Origin of the sequence: Paenibacillus amylolyticus, from assembly GCF_001570725.1 — a bacterium.
GTDB classification, from domain to species: domain Bacteria; phylum Bacillota; class Bacilli; order Paenibacillales; family Paenibacillaceae; genus Paenibacillus; species Paenibacillus amylolyticus_A.
Map to the genome: position 1 here is coordinate 3,025,925 of NZ_BCNV01000001.1, position 12,277 is coordinate 3,038,201.

Consider the following 12,277-nt stretch of genomic DNA (forward strand, 5'->3'; position numbering starts at 1 on the left):
GACACGGATCAGCATGTACCTCACGTATCCAAAGGATGTACTTTCAGGACATCCCTATCCCTTTAATTGTGCCACAAAGTTGCGAATTTGCAACAGTCCCGCTGCACGCGTATCCGGATTTTCAAGCAGAGGAATCGCGTCTTCCACTTGACGAACGATGGCACTACCGACAACAACACCATCGCAGATGCGGGAGAAATGTGCAACCTGCTCATGGCTGGAGATACCGAAACCTACCGCTACAGGGAGGTCTGTCAGACTTTTCACCGTCTCAATGAAGCTTTCTACGCCGTCAAAGAAAGAAGCTCTCTCTCCGGTTACACCAAGGGAAGATACACAATAGATAAAGCCGCTCGCTCCCATCACAATCCGCTCAATCCGTGCATTAGACGTTGGTGCAACAAGCGGCACCAGATGCACACCGGCACGATTTGCACGTTGTCGCATCTCTTCCGCTTCCTCAATCGGCAGGTCCGGAATGATCATGCCACTAATATCGTGTTTGACCAATTCTTCAAAGAACACATCCAGTCCTGTCTGCAATACCGGATTATAATAGGTGAACAGTACAAATGGCAGTTTCACACCTGCCTTACGAGCTTTTGCAGCGGTTTCCATAACGGTACGAATGGTAATCTGGCTTTTCAGCGCACGTTCGGAAGCACGCTGAATGACTGGGCCATCTGCTAGTGGATCGGAATAGGGCACACCCAGTTCCAGAATGTCTGCTCCCGCCTGTTCAAGCTCCTTGATGATATCGATCGTTGTGTCTACATCCGGGTCTCCCACGGTTAAGAATGGAATAAGTGCCGTGCGATTCTGTTGCTTCAATTGCTGGAAGGTCTGGTCCATCAGATTCATGCCAAGTCGCCTCCCGTGTATTTCATGATGGATTCAACATCCTTGTCTCCACGTCCCGATAGACAGATGACCACAATATCGTCCGCTGTGAGTTCAGTCGCCAGTTTAACAACTTGGGCGACCGCATGTGCAGACTCCAGAGCAGGAATGATTCCTTCTGTCCGGCATAGCAATTGTAGGGCATCCAGTGCTTCCTGATCCGTGATTGGTACATATTTTGCCCGTTCAATATCCTTAAGATAAGAATGCTCTGGACCAACACCCGGATAATCAAGTCCGGCCGAAATGGAGTGAGCTGGCTGAACCTGTCCATACTCATCCTGTAACAGATAACTCATAGATCCCTGGAATACACCATGCTTGCCTTTGGTCATCGTCGCAGCGTGATACTCGGTTTCAACCCCTTTGCCTGCGGCTTCAACACCAACAAGCTTCACATCCTGGTCACCGATAAATGGATAGAACATCCCGATCGCATTACTTCCTCCACCAACAGCGGCTACAATCACATCCGGCAGACGTCCTTCGATCTCCTGAATCTGACGGCGGGTCTCATCACCAATCACACGTTGGAAATTCCGCACCATCATCGGATATGGATGAGGACCAACCACGGATCCGAGCACATAAAATGTATCCTCCACATTGCTGACCCAGTAGCGAAGTGCTTCATTACCAGCATCCTTCAGTGTCCGTGTTCCAGACGTCACCGGAATCACTTCTGCTCCGAGCAGCTTCATCCGAAATACGTTTAGCTGCTGACGTTCTGTATCTTCTTCACCCATAAATACTTTACATTCCAGTCCGAGCAATGCGGCTACTGTGGCCGTTGCAACGCCATGTTGGCCTGCACCCGTTTCGGCAATGACTTTCTTTTTGCCCATCCGTTTCGCAAGCAGGCCTTGTCCAATGGCGTTATTAATTTTGTGCGCACCTGTATGATTCAGATCTTCACGTTTCAGATAAATTTTCGGTCCGCCCAATCGGCGTGATAATTGCTCTGCATGATACAATGGCGTTTCACGTCCAGAATACTCGCTCAGCAGATAGTTCAGTTCCTTGTTGAATTCCTCGTCTTCAGAGAAGTGGCTATATGCCTCCTCCAGTTCAATGAGTGCGTTCATTAGTGTCTCAGGTACAAAGCGGCCTCCGAAGTGACCGAAACGCCCGTGTTGATCCGGCAATTGATGTGTCATGCCTGCTTCACCCTTTCTACGAATGCTGTAATTTTGGCAATATCCTTCACACCTTCAGTTTCCACGCCGCTGGATACATCGACGCCGAAAGGTGCATATGTCTGTATCAGTTGTTGTACATTGTCCGGCTGCAAACCTCCTGCAACGAACAAAGAGATTCCATGACTGTTCACCCAATCGGCATAGGCAGGAATACGCTCCCAGGCAAACGTTTTGCCGGAGCCCCCTCCATATAGAGGATCATAGGTATCAAGCAATATCGCATCCACGAATTTATCGTAGGCATCAAGAGCCCTTATGGCTGCATCATCAGCTTCCGGACCCGTTTCATCTTTGGGAAAAGAAAAAGCCTTAAATACTTTGGCATTCCACCGCTGCTTCACCTGCTGACAAAATTCCGCAGTCTCCTGTCCATGCAGTTGAATAACATCGAGGTGAGCAACCTCCATAATGTGTTCCAGCTCTTCGAGCGTAGGATTCACAAATACACCCGCAAGCTTCGGCCGTTCATAGGCCGACCATTCGAATAGTACCGTTCTTAATGCAGCAGCCTGCTCGGGTTTGATTCGACGGCGTGATTTGGCAAAAACAACACCAATGTAATCCACAGGCAAGTTTATCATCGATTTTAGCACTTCAACGTCCTGAAGTCCACATATTTTTACGGCCGCTGGCAGCGGGTTTCTGTGTCCTGACATACTGTCGCCTGTGCCATCGTGTATGGAAGTATTCATCATTTCGGTCCCATCAGATCATATACAGCTGCCTCGACATCATCCTTGCGCATGAGGTGCTCACCTACGAGAATACCGTGTACACCGGCTTGGATCAAAGGTACTGTTGATTCTGGTCCATCAATACCACTTTCGCTGATTAAGGTGACGCCACTTGGAATCAATTCCATCAAATCCAGTGTTGTGTTCAGACTGGTTTCGAATGTTTTCAAATTACGATTGTTGATACCCACAAGGGTTGCCTGCGGAATTTCCAATACCTGCTCCAGCTCTGTCCGATCGTGGACTTCAATCAAGGCGTCCAGCCCCAAACTTTTGGCGAATTCCAGATATTGACGAATTTGTTCTGGAGTCAGAATGCTGGCAATCAGCAGTACCGCGTCCGCACCCAGCAATCTTGCCTCGGCGATCTGTCGTTCATCTATAATAAAATCCTTACGCAATAGCGGAATGTTCACAGACTGATGAATAGCCTGCAAGTACTCGTTGCTCCCTTGAAAATACGATACATCCGTTAACACGGAGATGCAGTCTGCACCCGCTCGTTCATAAGCAGCAGCAATCTCTACCGGATGAAAATCCGGACGGATCAATCCTTTGGACGGCGAAGCCTTCTTCACTTCAGCAATAAGGCCGAGTTTGCGATTTCGTCCGCTCGATAATGCTTTTTCAAACCCACGGGTTGCGGGTAATTGTTCGATTTTTTGGATAGCCTCATCCATGCGAAATGTTTGTGCCAGAACTTCAACTTCTTTATGTTTGGTTGCAACGATTCGATCAAGATACATGACTGTACGCCTCCGTTGTATGAATTAACTGTTCAAGCTTCCCGGCAGCTTTGCCCGAATCTACCGCTTCTGCGGCAAGCGTCACCCCTTCAGCAATGCTATCTGCAAGACCGGACACATAGATGCACGCTCCGGCATTCAACAGAACGACATCACGGTAGGCACTCTGCTCACCCTGGAAGATCCTCTTAATAATTTCGGCATTCTGTGCCGCATCTCCTCCAAGTACCGCTTCGAGCGGATGCAGAGACAAGCCCATATCACGTGGATCAATATCATAGGTGTGCACTTGACCATTGCGAAGTTCAGATACCTGAGTTGGCGCCGAGATACTGATTTCATCCAGACCATCATGGCTGGCCACGACCAACGCTCTTTTGAGACCCAGACGATTCAGTACTTCAGCAATCATTGGCGTCCGAGAACGATCATACAGGCCAAGCAATTGGCGATCTGCTCCTGCAGGGTTGGTTAAAGGTCCGAGCATGTTGAAAATGGTACGAACACCCAGCTCCTTTCTTGGTCCTGCCGCATGTCGCATGGAAGGGTGATATACCTGGGCAAAACAGAAACAGATTCCGATATCATCCAGACATTGTCTGGCCTGCTCACCGTTCAGATGGATATTTACACCGAGTGCCTCTAGTACATCTGCACTACCCGCTTTGCCTGAAGCTGAACGGTTGCCATGTTTGGCGACCCGAACCGAGACGGCCGAAGCAATGATCGCGGATGCTGTGGAAATGTTGAATTTGTGAATACCCGATCCACCTGTTCCACACGTGTCCAGCAAGCCACTGCCATCCGTGAGGATTCGTCCGCCCTGACCACGCATGGCTTCAGCAAAACCGGTGATCTCATCCACCGTTTCCCCCTTCATCCGCAGCGCCATCAGCAAACCTCCGATTTGAGCCGGCGTTGCCTCACCTCTCATGATCGAGTACATCAAATCTCGTGCTTCAGCTTGCTCCAGATGGCTCCCCTCCAAAATCTTCGCCAGGCCATTTTTCATGCCTTCCTCACGAGTAATCTCAGCAATAGGGGTTACAGGGTTCTCATTCATTATTGGGTTTATGTTCATCTCCGGTCTCTCCTCTCTCAGTTCTTAGCGGCTGCTGGTGTGACAAAGTAGTCTGCATTCGCCAGTCTCAACGTGTTGTCTTTGTCTTTGGCAGGAAACATTGCTTCTGCTGTTCGAATCGCCTTAAGCAACGCTTTGGCTTTATTAACCGTTTCTTCATATTCATTCTCAGGCACAGAATCCCATACGATTCCCGCTCCGGCCTGTACATATGCTTTTCCTTTTTTGAAAATAATCGTACGAATCGTAATACAGGAGTCCATGTTACCCGAGAAACCGAGGTATCCGATTGCTCCTGCATAGGCACCACGTGCCTCTTTCTCAAGTTCCGCGATGATCTCCATTGCACGTAGTTTCGGTGCACCGGATACGGTACCCGCTGGCAAGCACGAGAGGAATGCATCGAAGAAATCCTTGTCTTCTCTAAGTTCGCCCGTAACGTTGGACACCATGTGCATGACGTGAGAATAACGTTCAATCTCCATGAACATGTTACACTTCACACTGCCGAAGCTGGATACCCGGCCCAGATCATTACGCCCAAGATCAACCAGCATCAAATGCTCCGCACGTTCCTTCTCATCCTGGAGCAGATCCGCAGCGAGTGCACGATCTTCCGCTTCTGTCGCCCCTCTTGGACGTGTGCCTGCAATCGGTCGAGTCTCCACACGATTGCCGTCCACCTTGACCAGCGCCTCCGGTGAGGTGCCCACAATAATCTCATCATCCATCTTAAGATAGTACATGTAAGGTGATGGATTCAGCGTCCGAAGCACACGATATACGTGAAGTGGAGAAACTTCCGTATCAATGTGGAAACGCTGGGATAATACCACTTGAAAAATATCACCTGCGCGAATGTATTCTTTGGCTTGCTCCACATTGCCGATAAACTGCTCCTTCGTGAGATTGGAGCAGATATCCCCCAGCTCTACATCTCCCGGAATAGAGCGCGGATTCAGGTTCTCCCCTGGTCCTTGCTGCTGCAACCGTTCTGCGGCCTGCTCTAGCTTCTCTGAAGTCACTGCATACGCTTGACGTATCTCATCATCCGTTGCGCCGTCTTTGACGTGTACATTACCGACGAGCAGCATCTGCTGCTTCACATGGTCAAACACAATAATCTGGTCACAGAACATAAAGCGAATGTCATCCATATTCAGGTCATCCAGCGCGTGAGCTGGAAGCTTCTCATAATAGGACAGCAGATCGTATCCGAAGAACCCAATTGCCCCACCTGTGAATGGTGGCAGTTCATCATCTTTCGGGCTACGGTACTTACGCAGCAATGCTTTCAGTTCTTCAATCGGTTTGCCTGGCAATTCACGGGTCTTCCCTGCTTCTTCTACAACAATCCGGCCTTTCTTCGCCGAAATCATCAGGAACGGATCTGTACCGATGAACGAGTATCTCGCCCATTGGATACCCCCCTCTACACTTTCCAGCAGGAATGCACGGTCGTTGTCAGCATAACGGCGGAATATTCGAATTGGGGTCTCCATGTCTGCCAGAATCCGTTTGACTACCGGAATCAGATTATACTCATTCGACATTTTCAGTACTTGATTAACGTTTGGCGTTATCATCAGATCACGTCCTTTCAGATTTAGGTAGAAGAAGCAATTCAATATACGAAAAAAACCTCTACCATCAGGTAGAGGTTTGGTTATAAGCTGTATTTAACAGGGTGATGCTTCATAAATAACAAGTCCCTATACTGCGCTGTCGAATTATTCACAGGTTGCTGAACTGATGCATCTCACATCATCCAAATCGGGAAAATAAATTAGTTATAACACTTCAACTACTCATTCCAGTATTTCATAAAATACGGGAACGTGCGTTATTCGTGTTATATCCAAATATATCAAAACAAAACGTGTCCCAAGACACATTTGCTTCCCTGCTCCTGTTACCTATTCCGTAGCACGACGTACCGTGAATCAGTTGACCGGTTTCTGTTGCCCCGGTTACCACCCACTGGACTCTGCTATATACTCCACTAGCTCAGCTGCTCTCAGCTCAATCTCTACTCTACTCAACTGGTTCTCACTATACATCATTATGATCGGTTTGACAACCCACTTACTTAAGAGCCAGAAGGTGCTGCCAAATCCGGACGTAATGCCTGTGCACCGTTCAGATACACATGGTTGATTTCATTCTGAGCTTTGTTCGTATTCACATGCACCATGAAACGAATACACTGTGCCAAGGCACCTTTAACAGGAACCTCCAGTGCACACATTAGTGGTACCAGTTCCCAGCCATCCAGTTGGCGAATAGCTTTTGCCGGGAAAGCAGCATCCAGATCCCCGGTTAATGTAATCCACACACTGCAGATATCTTCCGGTTGGATCTCATTGCGATCTACGATCTCCTGCAACAATACAGCCGTTTCCTTCAAAATCTGTTCTTCGTTGTTCTGCGTGACTGTTGTAGCCCCGCGAATTCCCCGTGTGACCATTGCTGTTATTCTCCCTTCCTGAGCATTTCAATGACGTCCCGAACTGCCGATACAGGTACGTCCTTCACAATTCTTGCAGCCCCAATCCGATCAGGAATGATGAACACCATATGACCTTCACGGAACTTTTTGTCATGCATCATCGCTTCCATTAATGCATCCGTGTCGAGATGTGCAGGCATCGTTGTTGGAAGGCGAAGTGAACGCAACATGCGGACCGTATCTTCATAGAGCCCTGCTGGCGCACCAAGCTTCTCACCAAGCAATGCTGATCCAGCCATACCTATGGAGATCGCTTCTCCGTGCAGGAACTCTCCGTAGCCGGCAATCGCTTCAATGGCATGACCAATCGTATGTCCCAAGTTCAACAACGCACGTTCTCCATTTTCACGTTCGTCTCTGGATACAATCTCTGCCTTAATACCACACCCACGCTCCAAACCGTATCCCAGTGCTTCCGGATTAAGCGCAAGCAACTCTTCCGCATGCTCCTCACACCAATGTGCAAAAGCCTCATCACGGATCAGTCCGTGCTTCAGCATCTCTGACAAACCTGCCGAAACATCTCGTGGCGGCAAGGATTGAAGTGTATCCACATCGTAGAGTACAAGTTCGGGCTGGTGGAATGCGCCGATCATATTTTTGGCCAGCGGATGGTTGACAGCTACCTTGCCGCCCACACTGCTGTCATGCGCCAAAATCGTTGTAGGTACTTGAACAAACTTGATTCCACGCATATATGTAGCGGCAACAAAGCCAGCCAGATCACCTACGACACCCCCACCCAGGGCCAAAATCGCAGAACTCCGATCCAGTTTGCCTTCGATCGCAACAGTCATCATATCGTGATATACCGAAAGGGATTTCGATGTTTCACCAGAGGGGACAACCGCCGATACGACTGTATAACCAGCCGTACGCAGCGTTTGCTCCAAACCTGACAAGTATTTGGGAGCCACATTTTCGTCTGTTATGATGAGTAACGGGCTTTTCTTGGTCAAGCCGTATTGCTCAAAATATTGAGGGGCTTGCGCCAAGAGGCCGCTACCAATCAGAATCGGATATGAGCGTTCCTCCAACTGTACCGTCAGCTGACGCATATTAGTAATTCTCCAGTTGAGCGTTATAGCTGGCAACGTTCGCACGGATCTCTTCCATGGAATCCCCGCCGAATTTCTCAAGGAATGCTTTGGCAATTTCCCATGCTACGACATGCTCCATAACCACACTTGCTGCGGGTACAGCACAAGCGTCTGAGCGCTCAACCTGAGCCGTAAATGCTTCTTTCGTATCAATATCGACACTTTGCAGTGGCTTATACAACGTTGGGATCGGCTTCATCACACCACGTACAACCACTGGCATCCCGTTCGTCATACCACCTTCGAATCCACCCAGACGGTTGGTTGCCCGGTGGTAGCCGCGCTCATCCGTATGCATGATTTCATCATGTACCTGTGATCCACGAATGACTCCGGCTTCGAATCCGATACCAATTTCTACACCTTTGAATGCATTAATGGACATTACGCCTTGTGCGATTCGTGCGTCCAGCTTGCGATCGTATTGAACATAACTTCCCAAACCAACAGGTACGCCTTCAACGATACATTCCACTATTCCTCCGATGGAATCGCCTTCCTGTTTGATCTGGTCAATGTAGGCTTCCATCTTCTTCTCTGTCTCAGCATCCGTGACACGTACAGAGGAAGCTTCTGTCACTGCGATCAGTTCATCAATCGGAAGGTCCTGATAAGGAGCTTCAATCTCTCCGATCCGAAGTACACGCCCAGCTACCTTGATTCCGAATTCAGCCAGGAACTGACGTGCAATGGCACCACATGCCACACGTACGGTTGTCTCACGTGCACTGGAGCGCTCCAGTACGTTACGCAAGTCTTTGAGATTATACTTGAGTCCACCGTTCAGATCGGCGTGTCCGGGACGCGGACGATGAACGCGACGTTTCTCTTCGTCACTGCCTTCAATTGGCTCAATATTCATAATGTTCTGCCAATGTTTCCAGTCGTTATTTTGAACAACCAGCGCTACTGGAGCACCTGTTGTATATCCGTGACGGATACCACCAACGAAATTGGCCTGATCCTTCTCGATCTGCATCCGGCGTCCACGACCATATCCCTTTTGGCGGCGGTGAAGCTGGAAATTCAGTTCTTCAAAGTCAATCGTTAAATTACTTGGCAATCCTTCAATAATAGCGGTCAATTGGGGTCCGTGCGTCTCCCCTGCGGTTAAATAGCGTAAACTCATAATACGTTCCCCCTTTAAACTGTTAAACTTCACATTGCTAAAATCCCATAATTTCTTTGCTTATTATAGTATAGCTGACCCGCTTTGACAAGAAAGCCGGCTCTTTCTTGTATTAGATATACAAATAACCGCCTGAACACATGTACATGTGCCTCAGACGGCTCAACAACCAATATGATTATTTCTTCCGATAGAAGAATGTCTCTGCTGTCTCCAGACCATATTGTCCCGGGGAGAAGATCTGCTCTGTACTGCCCACAAACAAAATACCGCCTGGACGCAAACTTGCTGCAAATTTGTGATACAACAGGTTTTTGGCTTCCTCGGTAAAATAGATCATGACATTCCGGCACACAATCAGATCGTATCCATCGTCAAAACGGTCCACGAGCAAATTTTGTTTCATGAACTTGATCGAATTTTTGAGTTGCTCATCAATACGGTATACCAAGCCATCCTGCTTGAAGTAACGGTTCGCCGTTTCCTTTGGCACATCCTTAAGTGAGCGTTCCATATAACGCCCTTCCTTGGCTTTGGCCAATGCACCTTCATCCAGGTCACTTGCTGTAATGGAGCTATCCTTCAAAATTCCCATCGTATCCAGAATCATGGCGAGTGTATAAGGTTCTTCACCTGTTGAACAAGCTGCACTCCAGACTTTGACACGTCGCTTAGAGCCCAGCAGCTCAGGCAGAATCTCGTCCCGCAGTACTTCCCAACGATTGGGATTACGCCAGAATTCCGACACGTTAATCGTCATACGATCAAGAAACTCGTAGAACAAGGATTTATCTTTCTGCATAGCATCAAAAAAGTTAGAAAATGTATGAAACCCGTTTTTGTTGCGAAGTGTGGTCAGCCTTCTTTTCATCTGGCCTTCCTTGTATTGAGCAAGATCAATGCCTGTGCTCTCTTTGATTTTACGAATGAATCCGGTGTAATCCGGGTCTAGTAGTTGTTCTTGCTCCAGCATCGTGTATCACCCTTTTGGCTAATAATTACAACCAGGCTGCGATGCTCTTGTCGTATACCACCAGTTCATCTGAAGCAAAGAAATTTGCTGCTTCACGGGAAGCACTTTCCGGTGAATCTGCCCCATGAATCAGATTATGTGGTGTGTGGCTGGCGAAGTCTCCGCGAATGGTCCCCGGAGCGGCTTCCTTCACATTGGTTTTCCCGATGACGATGCGCGCAAGCGCCACAATATCGTCCCCTTCCCACACCATGGCAAATACAGGCCCAGATGTGATAAAACGAACCAAATCATCGAAAAACGGTTTGCCCTCATGTTCAGCATAATGGCGTTTTGCCTGATCCTCAGTCATCTGCACCAATTTGCCTGCCACCAACTTAAATCCTTTGTCTTCCAGACGGCTAATAATTCGACCGATCAATCCACGCTGCACACCATCCGGCTTCACCATCAAAAATGTACGATCCATCAGCTCACTCCTCACTCACGGTTCAAAGTTAGTCACTATGTAAACGCAATCCCTCTGATTGTAACATACATGTCCAAATCCTCCCAATGAGGAATTTCACACGCCTGTTCATCTTCGTGTATGAGTACCTGTGTCAGACCCAATCAACTATGCGTTGTCCAGTCCAACATGTGAGTCGAAGGTTATACAAAATTTAATGTGTGCGTTTAACCACAAAATGAGCGATGTCACGCAGGTTTTTGGTCGTCTTGATGTTAGGTAGCTGATCGAGAGCATCGAGCGCTTTCTTCATATATCGGTCAGCAAGGGCTTCTGCTTTAGCAATTCCTTGACTTTGGCGAATCATTCCAATTGCATCCGATGCACTCGCCCGTCCTTCTTCATGTTGGACACGGGAAATCTCCTTCAACAGAGGTTCACGCAGATCGGACTCTTGCAGCGCATACAGCACAGGAAGAGTGATATTTCCCTGCTTCATGTCACTGCCAGGTGGCTTACCGAGTTGTTTCTCGGTACCTACCAGATCAAGTACATCATCTTGAATCTGGAAAGCCATCCCCACATTGTATCCGTACGTATACAGCAAGGAAGATACATGCTCAGGCGCACGTGTGGCCAAAGCTCCTAACTGACAGCTAACCGCAATCAGAAGTGCTGTTTTGCGACGAATCCGCAGTAGATAGTTTCGGACGCTTTGTCCCGTATTGAAAAAGTCGCGAATTTGCTCCATTTCACCGATGGACATCTGTACCATGGCTTTGGCAAGGATACGATGAATAGCTGGATCGGATAATCCGGCAGTCATTTCAAGTGCCTTACCGTAGATATAGTCTCCAGTGTACATGGCAATCCGATTATCCCATTTGGACTTCACCGTAGGTTTGCCTCGGCGTGTCTCCGCATTATCAATAACATCATCATGAACGAGAGATGCGGAATGAATGAGTTCGAGCGGAACCGCAACCAACTTCAGTCGTTCAATATCATATGTACCAAATTTCCCGCCAAGTAATACAAAAACGGGCCGCAACCGTTTTCCTCCTGCTTTGAGCAAATGAAGCGACGTTTCACTCAGCAGTTTTTGTTCTCCTCGTACACTGCGGTACAACTCTTTCTCAATGTAATCCATGTCCTTTTTTAACAACCCGAAAATATCCAATAGTTTCATTCGTTCACCCGTATCAGCGTATTGTCAGTCCATAAATCCATGCTTACCTTCCCCTCCAGCAAGTCGGGCCTGCAGGCATGACGAAAAAACCCGGCTTACCGTTCTTGCTTGTGTTTTTCTATAAACTCTGCGACTTATTCTGAAACAAAATACAGAAGTTGCCGGAGCATGGGTCAAGACTGTGGTTCATGAAGACTCACCATCAGCACTCACCAATACCCCGGGATTCGGGGGACAAATAAACCGAGCAACACTTTGGCAAAAAAACA

At 48.2% G+C, this 12,277-nt stretch carries 12 protein-coding genes; all 12 read right to left on the reverse strand.

The genetic code is table 11. The features are described from left to right. Positions 1-54 precede the first annotated feature (54 nt). The gene (gene trpA / locus PAHA3_RS13400) at positions 55-861 is read right to left on the reverse strand and encodes a tryptophan synthase subunit alpha (protein ID WP_062835183.1); all 807 of its coding nucleotides are present in this window, start codon (positions 859-861) and stop codon (positions 55-57) included. Beyond that, a complete protein-coding gene (trpB, locus tag PAHA3_RS13405; protein ID WP_062835184.1) occupies positions 858-2,057 on the reverse strand; it encodes a tryptophan synthase subunit beta in 1,200 nt (399 codons plus the stop codon). Before trpB ends, trpA begins: the two co-directional genes overlap by 4 nt. Beyond that, positions 2,054-2,755, reverse strand: coding sequence for a phosphoribosylanthranilate isomerase (locus PAHA3_RS13410; protein ID WP_062836101.1), 702 nt, complete (start codon positions 2,753-2,755; stop codon positions 2,054-2,056). The genes trpB and PAHA3_RS13410 overlap by 4 nt, the downstream gene beginning before the upstream one ends. Positions 2,756-2,790: 35 nt before the next feature. Continuing rightward, positions 2,791-3,579: an indole-3-glycerol phosphate synthase TrpC gene (gene trpC / locus PAHA3_RS13415; RefSeq protein ID WP_062835185.1), complete on the reverse strand. Its 789-nt coding sequence runs from the start codon at positions 3,577-3,579 to the stop codon at positions 2,791-2,793. Further along, positions 3,569-4,642: an anthranilate phosphoribosyltransferase gene (gene trpD / locus PAHA3_RS13420; protein ID WP_062836102.1), complete on the reverse strand. Its 1,074-nt coding sequence runs from the start codon at positions 4,640-4,642 to the stop codon at positions 3,569-3,571. Before trpD ends, trpC begins: the two co-directional genes overlap by 11 nt. A gap of 35 nt (positions 4,643-4,677) precedes the next feature. Then, on the reverse strand, positions 4,678-6,246 hold the full coding sequence (trpE, locus tag PAHA3_RS13425; RefSeq protein ID WP_062835186.1) for an anthranilate synthase component I: 1,569 nt from the start codon (positions 6,244-6,246) through the stop codon (positions 4,678-4,680). 503 nt (positions 6,247-6,749) lie between these two features. Further along, positions 6,750-7,127 (reverse strand): chorismate mutase, encoded by a 378-nt coding sequence (gene aroH, locus PAHA3_RS13430; protein ID WP_047843558.1) that lies wholly within the window; start codon positions 7,125-7,127, stop codon positions 6,750-6,752. Between the two features lie 5 nt (positions 7,128-7,132). After that, positions 7,133-8,227: a 3-dehydroquinate synthase gene (aroB, locus tag PAHA3_RS13435; RefSeq protein ID WP_062835187.1), complete on the reverse strand. Its 1,095-nt coding sequence runs from the start codon at positions 8,225-8,227 to the stop codon at positions 7,133-7,135. A gap of 1 nt (position 8,228) precedes the next feature. Continuing rightward, positions 8,229-9,398: a chorismate synthase gene (gene aroC, locus PAHA3_RS13440; protein ID WP_062835188.1), complete on the reverse strand. Its 1,170-nt coding sequence runs from the start codon at positions 9,396-9,398 to the stop codon at positions 8,229-8,231. Positions 9,399-9,576: 178 nt separating this feature from the next. Further along, positions 9,577-10,371 (reverse strand): CheR family methyltransferase, encoded by a 795-nt coding sequence (locus tag PAHA3_RS13445; RefSeq protein ID WP_062835189.1) that lies wholly within the window; start codon positions 10,369-10,371, stop codon positions 9,577-9,579. Between the two features lie 25 nt (positions 10,372-10,396). Continuing rightward, positions 10,397-10,840, reverse strand: a complete 444-nt coding sequence (gene ndk, locus PAHA3_RS13450) for a nucleoside-diphosphate kinase (protein WP_062835190.1) — start codon at positions 10,838-10,840, stop codon at positions 10,397-10,399. Between the two features lie 193 nt (positions 10,841-11,033). Beyond that, a complete protein-coding gene (locus PAHA3_RS13455) occupies positions 11,034-12,008 on the reverse strand; it encodes a polyprenyl synthetase family protein (RefSeq protein ID WP_062835191.1) in 975 nt (324 codons plus the stop codon). Positions 12,009-12,277: the final 269 nt, after the last annotated feature.